Raw genomic sequence first — 15,374 nt, 5'->3', positions numbered from 1 at the left:
TTGAAACGATTCATGCAGGCGGCAACGACGCTCCGGGGAGGGCCCGACCGTGGGAACCAGCGGGAATATTGAGAGGCGAACGATCCTGAAGGCGGCCGGAGCCACGGCGGTCACGCTCGGGCTGGCCGCGACGACGGGATGCGGGGGCGACAGCGGTTCCGGGAACGGGACGGTGACGATCCGTTACGCGTGGTGGGGTGCCGAGGAGCGCACGAAGAGGATCAACCAGAGCATCGCGCTCTTCGAGAAGAAGTACCCGAAGATCAAGGTCCAGGGTGACTTCCAGGACTACGTCGCATTCTGGGAGAAGTTCCAGACGCAGGCGGCCGGCGGAAATCCCCCGGACGTATTCCAGAACGCCGTCGGATTTCTTCGGAAGTACGACAAGAGAGGAATCCTGCTCGACCTCAAGTCCCAGGTGGACGCGGGCAATCTGAGACTCGACGATTTCCGCGCGGGCGTCACCAAGGTCGGCGAGGTCGACGGCAAGCAGCTCGGTGTTCCGGTGGGCTCCAACACCATGGCGCTGGTCATCGACAAGAAGGCGTTCCAGAAGGCGGGCGTCGAGGCCGCTCCCGGCTGGACCTGGGACGACTACTTCAAGGCACTGAAGACCATCTATGACAAGACGAAGGTTCCCGGGGACACGGGCTACTTCAGCATCATGTATCTCTACGACCTGTATCTCCGTCAGAACGGAAAGGCGTTCTTCACCAAGGACGGACTCGGCTTCGACAAGGCCGATCTGACGGAGTGGTGGCAGGACGGCTACAACCGCACCAAGGCCGGAGTCGTCACCGACCCGAAGATCGTCGCCCAGGACCGCCCCAAGTCCTCCCTCTCGGCCGGGCACGCCGCCTCGGAGTTCACCTGGGACAACTTCACCGTCCGCTACACCGCCGAGGGCGACAGCGAGTACGGCCTCGCCCCGATCCCCACCATGGACGGCAAGAACACCGGCCAGTACCTCGCCTCCCTGATGCTGAGCGCCTCCGCGCGCACCTCGCATCCCAAGGAAGTCGCCCAGTTCATCGACTTCATGGTCCACGACCCCGAGGTCGGCAGGATCATGGGCTACGACCGGGGCATCCTCGCCAGCACCGAGCAGTACGCGGCGTTCAAGCCGACCGACGCGGTCGCCAAGGAGATCGCCCAGTACGAGGCCGACACCACGAAGTCAGGCGTCCTCGGCACGATCACCCCGCACCCCTCCGGCGCCGACACCGTCGAGGCGGCGTTCCTGCGCATCGCCGGTGACATGAGCCTGGGAAAGACCAAGGTCTCCGACGCGGTGAAGCAGTTCTTCGACGAGTCCGAGGCCGCTTTCCAAGCCTGACGCCTGATGGGGAACCAACTGTGACGCTCGTCAAGGAATCTCCGCCCACCACCCGGAAGGCCCGCTCCGCAGCCCCCGCCGTCGGCAAGCGGCGGGGGCGCCGGGAGAACCTCGCCGGCTATCTCTTCATGTCCCCGTGGATCGCCGGCTTCGTACTGCTGACGGCGGGGCCCATGGTGGCGTCGCTCTACTTCGCCTTCACCGACTACAACCTCTTCAACAGTCCGAAGTGGATCGGCTTCGACAACTTCACGAAGATGTTCGACGATCCGCGCTGGCAGAAGTCGGTCGAGGTGACGGCGAAGTACGTCGTCATCGGCACGCCCCTGAAGCTGCTGCTCGCGCTCGGCGTCGCCCTCCTGCTCGCCCAGAGCCGGCGCGGCCAGGCCTTCTACCGGGCGGCCTTCTACGCGCCCTCGCTCATCGGTGCGAGCGTGTCGATCGCCTTCGTCTGGCGGTCCATGTTCTCCGACGACGCGATCGTCGACCGGACGATGTCGGTCTTCGGAGTCCATGTCGGCGGCTGGGTCGGCAACCCCGACTGGATCCTGTACTGCCTGGTCGCGCTCACCGTCTGGCAGTTCGGCGCGCCCATGGTCATCTTCCTGGCCGGTCTCAAGCAGGTGCCCAGGGAACTGTACGAGGCGGCCGAACTGGACGGCGCGGGGCCGTTTCGCCGGTTCTGGAGCATCACGCTCCCGATGATTTCCCCGGTGCTCTTCTTCAACGTGCTGCTGGAGACCATCCACTCCTTCCAGATCTTCGGCTCGGCCTACGTCGTCTCCAACAGCTACTGCGGCCCGGCCGACGCCACGCTCGTCTACACCTGCTACCTCTACCAGCAGGGCTTCAAGAACGCGCAGATGGGCTTCGCCTCCGCGATGGCCTGGATGCTGCTGCTGGCCGTGGCCCTCGTGACGGCCGTCCTCTTCTGGTCGCAGAAGAAGTGGGTGCATTACGAAAACGACGCGGAGGACGCCCGATGAGCGCCACCACCACGCCCACCGCCGCACCCGCAGGCCCACCCGCCGGCCCGCCCGCCGCGTACAAGTCGGCCGGCCTCGGCCGCAGACGGGCCGGCTCGCTCGTCTGGCATCTCGGCTCCCTGCTCGTCCTCGCGGTCGTGCTCTACCCGGTCCTCTGGGTCGTCGGCGCCTCGTTCAAGCCGAGCAAGCACATCATCAACAGCCTCGACCTGTTCCCCACCAGCCCCATCCTCGGCAACTTCAAGGGCCTCGCCGACGGCATAGCGGACATCAGCATCTGGACGTTCTTCCAGAACTCCCTCTTCTACGCGCTCGGCTCCGTCGCCGGCATCCTCGTCTCCTGCTCGCTGACCGCGTACGCGTTCGCCAAGATCAGGTTCGCGGGCCGGAACCTGCTGTTCTCGCTGATGATCGGCACGCTCCTGCTGCCCTACCACGTGCTGCTCATCCCGCAGTACGTGATGTTCCAGAAGCTGGAGCTCATCAACACCTACGTGCCGCTGCTCATCGGCAAGTACCTGGCCACCGAGGCGTTCTTCGTGTTCCTGATGGTGCAGTTCATGCGCAACCTGCCCCGGGAGCTCGACGAGGCCGCCCGGCTCGACGGGTGCGGGCACCTGCGCATCTACTGGTCGATCGTGCTGCCGCTGTGCCGGCCCGCGCTCATCACCAGCGCCATCTTCACCTTCATCAACGCCTGGAACGACTTCATGGGCCCGCTGATCTACCTCAACGAGCCCGGCAAGTACACCGTCTCCCTCGGGCTGACGATGTTCCGCGACTCCGACGGCGTCGCCGCCAACTACGGCGGACTGATCGCCATGTCGCTGGTGGCGCTGCTGCCGGTGGTGCTGTTCTTCCTCGCCTTCCAGCGGTATCTCATCGACGGAATGGCGACCTCCGGACTGAAGGGCTGAGGCGGGTCACGTCATGGCCGAAGCGCGTGTGAAAGCCCGTAGCCACAAAGGGCGTCGTAGGGAGCGACACGAGGAGCGCGAGGAGTCGGTCCTCGCCGAGCGGTTCGGGGTGTTCGCCGAGTGTCTGCTGACCGGGGTGTGGATCGTGGTGGCCTCGGTCGGCGTGGTCACGTATCCGGCCGCCTTCGCCGCCGGGTCCCGGCACCTGCGCCGCCGCATCGCCCATGAGCGCGGCGGCCGGCGGGAGTTCGTCGCCGACTTCCGCTCCGCCGTGCGCGGCGGCTGGGCGGCCGGGCTGGCCGGGTGGCTGGCGGTGGCCGCGGTCTGGGTGGACGTCCAGGCCGCGCGGGCCGGAATTCCCGGCGGGCCGTTCGTCGGGGCCGTCGGCCTGTTCGCGCTGATCGGCCTCATGGTCGCCGGGCTGCGCGCGGCGGCGGTCTGGACGCCGGGCGACTCCTGGCGCGCCCTGCTCGCGCAGGCCGGTCGCCGTACCGTGCTCGACCCCGCCGGATCGTTTCTGCTCATCGCCGGACTGGCCATGGTGGCCCTGTCCGGCTGGGTCGTCGTACCGCTGGCGGTCCCCGTCCTGGGGGCGGTGGCTGCGGCGGCCGTGGCCGTGGAGCAGCGGTACCGCGACCGCTGAGCACCATGGTCGGCGCCCGGGATGGCGCCCGCGAATCTCTCTGTCATGCCCCTGACCATCGTCCTGACCACCGTACGGATCGCATCCCGCACGCAAAGGAAGGCCGCATCTCATGTCTCCCATCCCCCGCAGGTCCCTCCTCAAGGCGGCGGCCGTCGCCGGCGCCGCCGCACAGTTCAGCTGGGCGCTGGGTGTGAAGGGCGCCGAGGCCGCGCCGGGAGCCGGGGCGGCGGACGCCGATCCGGTCACCCTGGACTGGCTGGAGGACGGCGGTCTCGGCGCCGCCCCCGGCGCCACGCTCGGCGTGCCCTGGCCGATGGGCGCCTACCGGCAGGACCAGACCTTCGCGCTGACGGACACCGCCGGCGAGGACGTCCCCGTACAGTCCTGGCCGCTCGCGTACTGGCCGGACGGATCGCTCAAGTGGACCGCGCACGCGGTGAGTTCGGGCTCCGGGAAGCTCACCCTCGCCGCCGGCGCGCCCGCCGCCCCCGCGAAGAAGGTCACCGTCGACAAGAGCGGCGGCACCATCGACGTCTCGACCGGCGTCATCACCGCGAGGATCGGAAAGTCCGGGGCCACGCTCATCAAATCGGTCACCCGCGGCTCCACCGAGATCGCCAAGAACGGCCGCCTCGTCCTGATCCGTCAGCCCGAGATCGAGGACGAGGACCAGGGCACCGTCAAGACCGAGCGCTTCGAGGGCGCCATCGACACCGTCACCGTCGAGCAGTCGGGCCCCGTCCGCGCGGTCGTCCGCATCGACGGCAAGCACCGCAAGGGCGGCCGTAGTTGGCTCCCGTTCTCCATCCGCCTCTACTTCTACGCGGGCGCCGACTCCTTCCGCATGGTGCACACCATCACCTACGACGGGAAGCAGGAGCCCGGCAAGGCGAGCGGCGACTTCATCCGGGGCCTCGGCGTCCGCTTCACCGTCCCGATGCGCGACGAGTCCTACGACCGCCACATCCGCATCGGCGGCGAGGGCACCGGCCTGCTGAGGGAAGCGGTCAAAGGCATCACGGGTCTGCGCCGCGACCCCGGCGCGGCGGTCCAGGCCGCCCAGTACGCGGGCCAGAAGCTGCCCGACCCGGCCGCCTGGGACCAGCGGGTCACCACCCGTCTCCAGTACATCCCCGAGTGGGGCGACTACACCCTCTCCCAGCTCTCCGCCGACGGCTTCACGCTCCGCAAGCGCACCAAGAAGGGCTACGGCTGGATCGGCGCCGGCGGCGGCAAGCGCGCCTCCGGCTTCGGGTACGTCGGCGGCGCGAGCGGCGGATTCTCCTTCGGGCTGAGGGACTTCTGGGAGAAGCACCCGAGCCAACTCGACATCCGCGACGCCCACACCGACGAGGCCGAGGTCACTCTCTGGCTCTGGTCGCCCGAGGCGCAGCCCATGGACCTGCGCTTCTACCACGACGGCATGGGCCAGGACACCTTCCCCGAGCAGCTCGAGGGCCTCAACATCACCTACGAGGACTACGAGCCCGGCTTCGGCACCCCCTACGGCATCGCCCGTACCTCCGAACTCCTCTTCTGGGTCAACGAGTCGACGCCCGCCCCCGAGAAGCTCGCCGAACAGGTCGAGGCCGTACGGGTGTTGCCGCAGCTCGCCGCCCCGCCGAAGCAGCTCATCAAGGCGAAGGTCTTCGGCCCCGGTCTCTACTCCGAGCCGGACCGCTCCACCCCGGCCAAGGCGAAGATCGAGGACCACCTCGACTTCCTCTTCACGTACTACAAGGACCAGGTGGAGCAACGCCGTTGGTACGGCTTCTGGGACTACGGCGACATCATGCACACGTACGACAGCGTCCGGCACCAGTGGCGGTACGACATAGGCGGCTACGCCTGGGACAACTCCGAGCTGTCGCCGGACCTGTGGCTGTGGTTCGCGTACCTGCGCTCCGGCCGCGCGGACATCTTCCGCTTCGCCGAGGCGATGACCCGGCACACCGGCGAGGTCGACGTCTACCACATCGGCCAGTGGGCGGGCCTTGGCACCCGGCACGGCGTCCAGCACTACGCCGACAGCGCCAAGCAGCAGCGCATCGCCAACACGACCTACCGCCGTTACTACTACTTCCTCACCGCCGACGAGCGGGTCGGCGACCTCATGCACGCCAACGTCGACTCCGACGAGACGTTCCTCGCCCTGGACCCGCTGCGCAAGATCCGCACCGAGCCGTACACGCCCGACCGGCACGCCCTGTCGATCGGCTTCGGCACCGACTGGAGCGGCCTGGTCTCGGCGTGGCTGACCGAGTGGGAACGCAAGGGCCCCAAGTGGGAGAAGGCCAAGGCCCGTGTCCTGTCCACCATGGAGACGATCGCCGCCCAGCCCAACGGCTTCGTGCAGGGCAGCGGGCTGTACGACCTCGACACCGGCAAGTTCGCCGTCGCCCCGGCACCCGTGGTGAGCGTCTCCCACCTCTCCGCCGTCTTCGGCCTCAACGAACTGTGCGCCGAACTCATCCACTTGGTGGACATGCCGGCCTTCAACGAGGCGTACTTCGACTACTGCCGCTACTTCAACGCCACCAAGGCCGAACAGGCGGCGCGCTACGGCTCCAACTTCGGCTCCCTGCTGCTCTTCCAGGGCCACTCGCGCCTCGACGCGTACGCCGCCGTCCAGACCGGGGACACGGCGCTCGCCAAGCGGGCGTGGACGAAGTTCTTCGGCTCCGACGGATACATGGAGTCCTCGCCGTGGAAGACGGAGGCGCTGAGCGGCCCCGCCACCCTGGTCGCGGGCAGCGAGGCCGTCTGGGTGTCCTCCAACGACACCGCGCTCTACGGCCTCGCCGCCATCGAGAACCTGTCCCTCCTCGGCGACAAGATGCCGTAGCCGACGGCTAGTTCATCCTCCCCAGGACCTCCCGCGCCTTCCGGACGTCCCGCAGCCGCTGCTCGTACGTCGCACCGAGTGCGAGCAGCAGCAGTCCGGCGAGGGCGGGAGGCACCCAGCGGGGGAGTGCGTCGGTCATCTGGACGAGATACGGGGCGAGTTCGTGCAGCGCGTCCAGGACCAGCACCGAACCGCCCAGCACCAGCGGCGCCTGCAACCGGTGCCGGGCGCCCAGCAGGGTGAGCGCCAGCGCCGCCGCGCCCAGCAGCAGGGGGCGGGTGAACTCGACGTCGGCCCAGGCCGTGGCCAGGCTCGGCAGGAGCGTGGCGGCGAGCCCGGGACCGTACGCCGTCCAGGACGACGCCGCCGGGTCGCGGCGCCGGCGCAGGGCGCCGACGAGCAGCGCCGGAACCGTGACCGGCAGGGTGTATGCCTCCGGGAGCCCCACCCGCCAGGCCGCCAGCCGCACCCACGCGGCCAGCACGAACAGGACGACGGCCGCGTAGCCGACGGCGCGGCGGTCCGGGCGTACCGCCGTGCCCGCGGCGATCACCGCGCACAGGGACAGCACCAGGGCGAGCAGCGGCGGATCGGACACCGCCAGACCGATGGCGACCAGGCCCGCCACGGCCCCCGTCACCTCGACGGCGACCGTCGTCGCGGCGTCGCCGATCCGGGGTGCGACCAGGGCCGCGACCACCGGGACCACCAGCACCGGCAGCGCGATGTGTTCCGGCCGCCAGCCGGCGGAGGCGCCCACGGCGCAGGCCAGGGCGGTGGCGTAGCCGAGAGCGGCGGCCGCCGACGCCGGTGCCAGGCGCTCGCGCCGGGCGGCCACCGCGAACACCACGGTCAGTGAGCCGAGCACGGTGAGAGTCGCCGGTTCGGTGGCCAGGGAGAGGAAGGCGAGGCCGAGGGAGGTGACCAGGGCGAGCCCGGTGGCCGTCCGCGCCACCGGCACCAGGAGCGCCAGCGTCGTGGACCCCTGGATCAACAGGCCCACGGCGTAGGGGAGTTGCAGCGCGGCCGGGGTGACGAGGGCTGCGGCCCATGCCAACGTCAGCGCGCCGGTCAGCGCCTGCGGGCGCCACTCCTCGTCGCGGACCGCCGTCGCCAGAACGGCGGCCACCGCGACGAGGATCAGGGGAGCCGTGACGGCGTACGGCGGCCAGAAGGCGTCCATCGTCGACGCGGCGCGCGCGCCGGCCGGAGCTCCGGACCACGGCTGCCGCAGCCACGCCGCCGGACCCAGCAGCGTCACACCGACGGCCGGCACCGCCCACAGCACCGCCCCCGCCTGGACGACACCGGAGGCCCGGGCGACACCCCGCCGCACCGCCTCCCGGCCCCGCACGGCGGCCAACAGGGCGATCGCGCACGCCAGATACGCCGGCACCGCCCAGTCGCCGGGCACCCACACCCGCAGGATGCCGCCGAGGCCGACCACCCCGCACAGGGCGCCGGTCGCCGCCGCCCCCGTCACGAGTTCAGGGCGAGGGGCGATGCGGGCCACGCCCAGGGCGATCGCCGCCGCGAGGGCGAGCAGCGCCGCCGCCCGGACGGCGGCGACCGGACCGGCCGCGTCCAAGGAGAGCAGGCCGGCTGCCAGGACGCCCCAGCCGCCCGTGCCGAACGCGCACACCACGGCGACCAGACGCACCGGCCGGTCGGTCACCCGCAGCGCGACCACCGTGTCGAACGCCGCCGTCAGCAACACTGCGGCCGTGACCGTGTGTGCCTCGCCGCCGGCTGCCAACACCCAGAGCAGCAAAGGAAATTGACCGACCATCAGGGCGGCCGGTCGAGGCAGTCGCACCGTGGCCGAGCCCGGCAGCGCGGCGAGCGCCGTGCCGTACGCCGCCCACAGCGCCGCCAGCACCGTCGACGCGGCCGCCGCGTACGCCGTGCCGTCCGCCGCCGGGAACGCCGCCTCACGCAGGGCGTACGCGTCCAGCACCGTCAGCGCGAGGCCCAGACCCGCGACCGACTCGGCGGTCGAACGCAGCCCCCGCCGCAGCAGCGCCACGGGAGCGCCGAGCACCGCCAACGTGACCGCGCCCAGCACCACGGACCGGCCGACGATGCCCAGGTGACCCCAGCTGACCAGCGTGAACACCATCGCCGCGACGGTGAGCAGGACGCCGCCGAGCAGGAGCAGAAGGTTCTGCACACCCGGCGCGGTGGCCTCGGGTCGGGCGGACGGTCCCGCAGGCATCGGCGGGGTCGGCCACACCGGCTGGGCCGGCCGTACCGCCTGCTGAAGCGTGGCGACCAGCCAGGTGCGGCGGTCCAGCAACTGGGCGCGGCGGGCGTCCAGTTGCCGCAGCTCGGTGTCGAGGAGCCGCAGCTCCTCGGCCGGGGGCGGAAAATGCGTCATGCCCCGGAGTGTGGTCCGCGTCACGCGCGGCGGCATGAGTGCACGTACTCAGGACGTACTCAAATGCCGCACGTGCTCAATGCCGCCGGCACCCGCCCGCGCGGGCACACTCGGCCCATGGACTGGACCCGTTACCGTTTCCGCAGCCTGTGGGCCCTGCCCGCGCCGCCCGCCCGGGTGTACGAAGCCCTGGAGCAGGCCGAGGACTACCCGCGCTGGTGGCCCCAGGTGCGCGAGGTGAACCGGCTCGACGACACCACCGGCGTCGTCCGCATCCGCTCCGTCCTCCCGTACGACCTGACCTTCACCGCGCGTGAGGTGCGGCGCGATCCGGCGGCCGGGGTGCTGGAGATCGCGATGACCGGCGACGTCGACGGCTGGGCGCGCTGGACCCTCACCGCCGGCGGCCCCGGCACCCTCGCCCGCTACGACCAGGTGGTCGACGTCAACAAGCCGCTGCTGAGGCGGTTCGCCGTCGCCGGGCGGCCGGTGTTCCGCCTGAACCACCGGCTGATGATGCGGGCCGGACGGCGCGGCCTGACGGCCCACCTGCAAGCGGTTTGAACGAAGCGCGCGGAGACCTGTATTGTTCGCTGCGTTCCCGGGCGATTAGCTCAGTGGGAGAGCGCTTCGTTCACACCGAAGAGGTCACTGGTTCGAACCCAGTATCGCCCACCGGGAAAGTCGGTCCGCGTCACGCGGGCCGACTTTTTTATGCCCGGGCAGTCCCTAGGCCGCCTCCGACAGCTCCGGGCGCAGGGGCCACGACGTGTCCACCGTCTCCGGAGTGCCGCTGCGCGCGAACCATGCCTGCAGGCCCCGCGCCTGGGCCGCGTGCCAGGTCGCCTGCAGGGCGTGCAGATCTGCGGGGGACAGGCGCTCCAGACGCGTCGCGAACCGTCGGCCCAGCGCCCGGACGACCTCCAGCGAGGCCAGCGCGTCCGCCGCCGCGTCGTGCGCCTCGGCCAGCGTCACGCCGTAGTGCCCGCACAGGTCGGTGAGCGTGCGCCGGCCCTTGCGGTAGCGGTCCAGATGCCTGTCCAGGACCCGCGGGTCCAGCACCCGCAGCGGCGTCGCGTCCAGCCAGTCGCCCAGCGCCGAGGCGCGGTGCCTGCGCAGCTCGCGGTCGAGCAGCGTCAGGTCGAACGGCGCGTTCATCACCACCAACGGGCGCCCCGCGGCGGCCTGTTCGGCGAGCAGCTCGGCTATCTCGAACATCACCGGCGACGGCCAGCGGCCGTTGCGCTGCAGGTGTTCGTCCGTCAGCCCGTGCACCTCCGTCGCCCCGGCGGGCACCGGCACGCCCGGGTTCACCAGCCAGCGGCTCACCCGCGGCCGCACCCCCGGCGCGTCCTGGACGACGAGGGCGGCCGACACGATCCGGTCGGTCTCCACGTCGACGCCCGTCGTCTCCGTGTCAAAGGCGGCCAACGGCCCCTCGTACCAGTACGTCATACCTACTCAACCCCTCGTTCACCCACGGCAGCTGACGCACCGTCTTCTGCCTGTTTGGTGATACCCGGGCTGTTTGCGCCGTACGCCGGAAGGACACAACACGAGTACGGGTCTTTGCAGTTCAGCGACCCGTCACGGGGACTGGCTCTGCGTGGAAGGCTGTTGGCCATGGCGATAGCGCAGCCCGAGCGGGGCGGGCTGCTGCCCGAAAGCGCGGGCATTCATCGCGGCACCCTCGCCACCACCGCCTGCATGGAGACACTGCAGGTGGGCTATCTGCACGCCGTCGCGGCGGCAGCCGGGTGCTCGCTGTCCCAGCCGTTCCCCGACAACGGCATCGACTGGCACGTCAGCCACAGCGCACCCGGCCACACCGTCGACGACGAGGTCACCATCAAGGTGCAGCTCAAGGCCACCTACCAGGTGCGGCCCAACCCGCCCGCCCGTCTCCCACCACCACCCTCGACCGAGGGGGCTGCGCCCCCGCCCCACTCGATGCGCCGCTTCTTCTCCTTCACCCTCGACAACGACCACCTGCGCAAGCTCGCCCGTACCCCGGTGTCGGTGCACAAGATCCTCGTCGTGATGCTCGTGCCCCGATCCCAGGACGACTGGCTGCGCGCCGGTCACGACCGTCTCGACCTGCGGCACTGCTGCTACTGGGTCAATCTCGCCGGCCACCCGATCACCGGCCGGACCCGGACCACCGTGCGGATACCCACCACACGCATCTTCGACGACCGGGCGCTGTGCGAGATCATGACGCGGGCCGGGACGGGAGGCAGACCATGAACCACCGCCCCCTGGGCGAGCCGCTGCGGACCGTACGGCCACACCCCGAAATCCACTGGAACGAGACCCCGCAGCCCGGCGAGGTCGACCCGGCCGTCCTCGCCGCCCTGCTGCGCCGGCACGGCTGGCAGCGGCGCGGCGGCGCCGCCGGACGCTACGGCCGCTGGACCCCGCCCGGCCCGGGCGGCGGCGGGACCAGCCTCCTCGTGCCCGAGAGCCGCGCCTTCCCCGACAGCGACGACCTGCTCGGCGAGGCGCTCCTCGCGCTGGCCCGCAGCGGCACGCCCGCCGCCCGCGAGGTGCTCGTCGGGCTCGCCGTGCCCAGCGACGAGATCAGCTGGTGGCGGGACGCGCCGACCGGGCCCGCAGGGGCCGCGTCCTGGGCCGTCGAGGAACAACTGCGCGGGGCAGCCCGCCAGTTGCTCGTCGCCGGCGCGCTGGCCACCCGCGCGCGTGCGGGCTACTACGGCGCCCGCCACCGCCGCGCGGCCCTGACGACCCTGGAGAGCGTCCTCGTCGGCAGCGCGGCCGGCGGACGCCGGCTGACGGCCTTCGCCCCCGTCGCGGGCGCCCGCCCCCTCGCCGTCCGCCTCCACCAGGCCCTGTACGCCGTCCGCGAGGCCATCGACTACCAGCGGGCCACCGGCGGCATGGACGCCTTCGACGGCGCCGTGGAGGCCGGCGCCAGCCGTGAGCTCACCGAGGCGCTGATCGCCCTCGTGCGGGGCACCGAGGGCGCCCGGATCGCCGTCGAGTGGTCGCCCGCGGCCGGTGTCCCCGAGGACTGCGCCGCGAGCGACGAACCCGTCGAGTTCTCGCCCGGCGACCTGCCCGTGCTGCGTGAGGCCGGCGCCCGCTATCTGCGCGAGGAGCCCTCCGTGCCCGTGCGGGTCACCGGCACGGTCGTCCGGATGCGCAGGTCGGGGCCGCGCGGCGAGGGCAGCGTACGGCTGCGGGTGCTGGCCGGCGCCGAGATCCCGCACGTCCGGCTCACCCTCGACGAGGAGGACTACCGCATCGCCGGGCAGGCCCACCTGGTCGGACTGCCGGTGCGGGTGCAGGGCCGGCTCGAGAGCAGAGGCGGCTTCCGCAGGCTCACCGGCGCCGGCGGCGTCGTCCCCGTACAGGTGGACGAGGCCGAGCGGGACCGGCTGATGAAGTCCCTCCAGGAGAACCTGGACTTCTTCGAGGAAGCGTGCGGAGGCGAGGACTGAAAGTAACCGTTTCGCGGTCGACGGGTGCGGGTCGGTACGATCCTCACTTGCGCGCGCTCACGGTATGGCGCCGCACCCCCTTCAGTCAGGAGAGACCGGTGTCAGACGTCCGTGTGATCATCCAACGCGATTCCGAGCGGGAAGAGCGCACGGTGACGACGGGCACCACGGCCGCCGACCTCTTCGCCGGCGAGCGCTCGATCATCGCCGCCCGCGTGGCCGGGGAGCTCAGGGACCTGTCGTACGTGCTCGCGGACGGCGAGGAGGTCGAGGGCGTCGAGATCTCGTCCGAGGACGGCCTCAACATCCTGCGCCACTCCACCGCGCACGTGATGGCCCAGGCCGTCCAGGAGCTCTTCCCCGAGGCCAAGCTGGGCATCGGCCCGCCGGTCAAGGACGGCTTCTACTACGACTTCGACGTCGAGAAGCCGTTCACGCCCGAGGACCTCAAGGCCGTCGAGAAGAAGATGCAGGAGATCCAGAAGCGGGGGCAGCGGTTCTCCCGCCGCGTGGTCACCGACGAGGCCGCCCGCGAGGAGCTGGCCGCGGAGCCGTACAAGCTGGAACTGATCGGCATCAAGGGCTCCGCGTCGACCGACGACGGCGCGGACGTCGAGGTCGGCGGCGGCGAGCTGACGATCTACGACAACCTCGACGCCAAGACCGGCGACCTGTGCTGGAAGGACCTCTGCCGCGGTCCCCACCTGCCCACCACCCGCAACATCCCGGCGTTCAAGCTGATGCGCAACGCGGCCGCCTACTGGCGCGGCAGCGAGAAGAACCCCATGCTCCAGCGCATCTACGGCACCGCCTGGCCCTCCAAGGAGGAGCTGAAGGCCCACCTCGACTTCCTCGTCGAGGCCGAGAAGCGCGACCACCGCAAGCTGGGCAGCGAGCTGGACCTCTTCTCCATCCCCGAGCAGATCGGCTCCGGCCTCGCCGTCTTCCACCCCAAGGGCGGCGTCATCCGCCGGGTCATGGAGGACTACTCGCGCCGCCGCCACGAGGAGGAGGGCTACGAGTTCGTCTACACCCCGCACGCGACGAAGGGGAAGCTCTTCGAGACGTCCGGGCACCTGGACTGGTACGCCGACGGCATGTACCCGCCCATGCAGCTCGACGAGGGCGTGGACTACTACCTCAAGCCCATGAACTGCCCGATGCACAACCTGATCTTCGACGCGCGCGGCCGCTCGTACCGTGAACTGCCCTTGAGGCTCTTCGAGTTCGGCACGGTCTACCGGTACGAGAAGTCGGGCGTCGTGCACGGACTCACCCGCGCGCGGGGCTTCACGCAGGACGACGCGCACATCTACTGCACCAAGGAGCAGATGGCGGAGGAGCTCGACAAGACGCTCACCTTCGTCCTGAACCTGCTGCGCGACTACGGCCTCACCGACTTCTACCTGGAGCTGTCCACCAAGGACCCGGAGAAGTTCGTCGGCTCCGACGAGGTGTGGGAGGAGGCCACGGAGACGCTGCGCCAGGTCGCCGAGAAGCAGGGCCTGCCCCTCGTCCCCGACCCGGGCGGCGCCGCGTTCTACGGGCCGAAGATCTCCGTCCAGACCAAGGACGCCATCGGCCGCACCTGGCAGATGTCGACCGTGCAGCTCGACTTCAACCTGCCCGAGCGCTTCGACCTGGAGTACACCGGCCCCGACGGCTCCAAGCAGCGTCCGGTGATGATCCACCGCGCGCTGTTCGGCTCCATCGAGCGGTTCTTCGCGGTGCTCCTGGAGCACTACGCGGGCGCGTTCCCGGCGTGGCTGGCCCCGGTCCAGGCGATCGGCATCCCGATCGGCGACGGGCACGTGGAGTACCTGGAGAAGTTCGCCGCGGCCGCCAGGAAGCAGGGGCTGCGGGTGGACGTCGACTCCTCGTCCGACCGCATGCAGAAGAAGATCCGCAACGCCCAGAAGCAGAAGGTGCCCTTCATGGTCATCGCGGGCGACGAGGACATGTCGGCCGGGTCGGTGTCCTTCCGCTACCGGGACGGCTCGCAGGAGAACGGCATCCCCTTCGACGAGGCCATCGCGAAGATCGCCAAGGTGGTCGAGGAGCGGTCCCAGGTCTGACGCCGTGCGGTGAGGGGCCTCCGGGGACTCAGGTCCCCGGGGGCCCTTCCTGCTTGTCGCTCTCCAGGGTGAACACCTGGAGCAGCCAGGACGAGAACGACCCGGTGACCGCGCCGAGGAGGGCCAGTCCGCAGGCCATCATGCCGACCGCGATCACCCGGCCCTTCTCCGTCACCGGTACGACATCGCCGTAGCCGACGGTCGAGAGGGTGGCGCAGGTCCACCACAGCGAGTCCCCGAAGGTGCGGATGCTGGCCCCGGGGGCGTAGCGCTCCTGCTGGTACACGGCGAGGGCTCCGGAGAAACCGAGCAGTACGGTGGCCAGCCCGGCATAGGCCGCCACGCGCCCGTGCAGGGACAGCCGTGGCTGCCCGCGCCGGCGCTCGACGGCCTCGTACACCTTCACGACCCGCAGCGGGCGCAGCAGCGGCAGGAACAGTACGAGGGTGTCCAGCACGTGAGTCCGTACGAAGCCCAGGCGGCGTCCGCTGAGCCGCCAGCGGACCGCGTAGTCGACGCCGAACGCCGCCCACATGGTGAACAGGACAGCGAGGCAGACGGTGTGCCAGAAGGCGGACATGCCCGGGACGAGGACGTGGACGGCGTACGCGGCGAGGTAGAGGATCGAGGCGAGCGCGAGCGGCAGCTCGACGTGCTCCTCCCAGCGGGCCGTGGGGCTGTTGGCGTCCATCGGCCCAGCTTGGCCCGGAGGGCGCCGCCCGCAACCCCGG

Annotated in this window: 12 protein-coding genes and 1 tRNA gene; 10 read left to right on the top strand and 3 right to left on the bottom strand. The window is 70.7% G+C overall.

Annotated elements, in window-relative coordinates:
- Nucleotides 1-49 precede the first annotated feature (49 nt).
- From OG352_RS07545 to OG352_RS07525, 5 genes are all read left to right on the top strand, one after another.
- Nucleotides 50-1,336, top strand: a complete 1,287-nt coding sequence (locus tag OG352_RS07545; RefSeq protein ID WP_329215610.1) for an ABC transporter substrate-binding protein — start codon at nucleotides 50-52, stop codon at nucleotides 1,334-1,336.
- A gap of 20 nt (nucleotides 1,337-1,356) precedes the next feature.
- On the top strand, nucleotides 1,357-2,322 hold the full coding sequence (locus tag OG352_RS07540; RefSeq protein WP_329215609.1) for a carbohydrate ABC transporter permease: 966 nt from the start codon (nucleotides 1,357-1,359) through the stop codon (nucleotides 2,320-2,322).
- Nucleotides 2,319-3,239, top strand: a complete 921-nt coding sequence (locus OG352_RS07535; protein WP_329215608.1) for a carbohydrate ABC transporter permease — start codon at nucleotides 2,319-2,321, stop codon at nucleotides 3,237-3,239. The genes OG352_RS07540 and OG352_RS07535 overlap by 4 nt, the downstream gene beginning before the upstream one ends.
- A 13-nt stretch (nucleotides 3,240-3,252) precedes the next feature.
- Nucleotides 3,253-3,882 (top strand): hypothetical protein, encoded by a 630-nt coding sequence (locus OG352_RS07530; RefSeq protein WP_329215607.1) that lies wholly within the window; start codon nucleotides 3,253-3,255, stop codon nucleotides 3,880-3,882.
- 112 nt (nucleotides 3,883-3,994) lie between these two features.
- Nucleotides 3,995-6,730 (top strand): exo-rhamnogalacturonan lyase family protein, encoded by a 2,736-nt coding sequence (locus OG352_RS07525; protein ID WP_329215606.1) that lies wholly within the window; start codon nucleotides 3,995-3,997, stop codon nucleotides 6,728-6,730.
- Between the two features lie 7 nt (nucleotides 6,731-6,737).
- On the opposite strand, the gene OG352_RS07520 is transcribed toward OG352_RS07525, so the two are convergent.
- Nucleotides 6,738-9,143 (bottom strand): SCO7613 C-terminal domain-containing membrane protein, encoded by a 2,406-nt coding sequence (locus OG352_RS07520; RefSeq protein ID WP_329215605.1) that lies wholly within the window; start codon nucleotides 9,141-9,143, stop codon nucleotides 6,738-6,740.
- Nucleotides 9,144-9,224: 81 nt separating this feature from the next.
- Here OG352_RS07520 and OG352_RS07515 point away from each other — a divergent pair, with 81 nt between their 5' ends.
- Together OG352_RS07515 and OG352_RS07510 are read left to right on the top strand one after the other, a co-directional pair.
- Nucleotides 9,225-9,671, top strand: coding sequence for an SRPBCC family protein (locus OG352_RS07515; protein WP_329215604.1), 447 nt, complete (start codon nucleotides 9,225-9,227; stop codon nucleotides 9,669-9,671).
- A 39-nt stretch (nucleotides 9,672-9,710) separates the two neighbouring features.
- Nucleotides 9,711-9,782 (top strand) — tRNA-Val (locus OG352_RS07510).
- 54 nt (nucleotides 9,783-9,836) lie between these two features.
- On the opposite strand, the gene OG352_RS07505 is transcribed toward OG352_RS07510, so the two are convergent.
- On the bottom strand, nucleotides 9,837-10,562 hold the full coding sequence (locus tag OG352_RS07505; protein WP_329215603.1) for a 3'-5' exonuclease: 726 nt from the start codon (nucleotides 10,560-10,562) through the stop codon (nucleotides 9,837-9,839).
- A 168-nt stretch (nucleotides 10,563-10,730) separates the two neighbouring features.
- Here OG352_RS07505 and OG352_RS07500 point away from each other — a divergent pair, with 168 nt between their 5' ends.
- From OG352_RS07500 to thrS, 3 genes are all read left to right on the top strand, one after another.
- Nucleotides 10,731-11,354, top strand: a complete 624-nt coding sequence (locus tag OG352_RS07500) for a DUF4365 domain-containing protein (protein WP_329215602.1) — start codon at nucleotides 10,731-10,733, stop codon at nucleotides 11,352-11,354.
- The gene (locus OG352_RS07495; protein WP_329215601.1) at nucleotides 11,351-12,568 is read left to right on the top strand and encodes a hypothetical protein; all 1,218 of its coding nucleotides are present in this window, start codon (nucleotides 11,351-11,353) and stop codon (nucleotides 12,566-12,568) included. Before OG352_RS07500 ends, OG352_RS07495 begins: the two co-directional genes overlap by 4 nt.
- Before the next feature lie 98 nt (nucleotides 12,569-12,666).
- Nucleotides 12,667-14,643, top strand: coding sequence for a threonine--tRNA ligase (thrS, locus tag OG352_RS07490; RefSeq protein WP_329215600.1), 1,977 nt, complete (start codon nucleotides 12,667-12,669; stop codon nucleotides 14,641-14,643).
- 28 nt (nucleotides 14,644-14,671) lie between these two features.
- On the opposite strand, the gene OG352_RS07485 is transcribed toward thrS, so the two are convergent.
- The gene (locus OG352_RS07485; RefSeq protein WP_329215599.1) at nucleotides 14,672-15,334 is read right to left on the bottom strand and encodes a potassium channel family protein; all 663 of its coding nucleotides are present in this window, start codon (nucleotides 15,332-15,334) and stop codon (nucleotides 14,672-14,674) included.
- Nucleotides 15,335-15,374 lie beyond the last annotated feature (40 nt).

Origin of the sequence: Streptomyces sp. NBC_01485, assembly GCF_036227125.1 — a bacterium.
GTDB lineage: Bacteria > Actinomycetota > Actinomycetes > Streptomycetales > Streptomycetaceae > Streptomyces.
This window is presented reverse-complemented; position numbering and strand designations above follow the sequence as displayed.

Bases quoted from the DNA above. Each gene is read 5' to 3' on its own strand.
- OG352_RS07520 (WP_329215605.1), bottom strand. From the start codon at position 9,143: ATGCCGCCGCGCGTGACGCGGACCACACTCCGGGGCATGACGCATTTT.
- OG352_RS07500 (WP_329215602.1), top strand. From the start codon at position 10,731: ATGGCGATAGCGCAGCCCGAGCGGGGCGGGCTGCTGCCCGAAAGCGCG.
- OG352_RS07485 (WP_329215599.1), bottom strand. From the start codon at position 15,334: ATGGACGCCAACAGCCCCACGGCCCGCTGGGAGGAGCACGTCGAGCTG.
- OG352_RS07535 (WP_329215608.1), top strand. From the start codon at position 2,319: ATGAGCGCCACCACCACGCCCACCGCCGCACCCGCAGGCCCACCCGCC.
- OG352_RS07525 (WP_329215606.1), top strand. From the start codon at position 3,995: ATGTCTCCCATCCCCCGCAGGTCCCTCCTCAAGGCGGCGGCCGTCGCC.
- OG352_RS07530 (WP_329215607.1), top strand. From the start codon at position 3,253: ATGGCCGAAGCGCGTGTGAAAGCCCGTAGCCACAAAGGGCGTCGTAGG.
- OG352_RS07505 (WP_329215603.1), bottom strand. From the start codon at position 10,562: ATGACGTACTGGTACGAGGGGCCGTTGGCCGCCTTTGACACGGAGACG.
- OG352_RS07515 (WP_329215604.1), top strand. From the start codon at position 9,225: ATGGACTGGACCCGTTACCGTTTCCGCAGCCTGTGGGCCCTGCCCGCG.
- OG352_RS07495 (WP_329215601.1), top strand. From the start codon at position 11,351: ATGAACCACCGCCCCCTGGGCGAGCCGCTGCGGACCGTACGGCCACAC.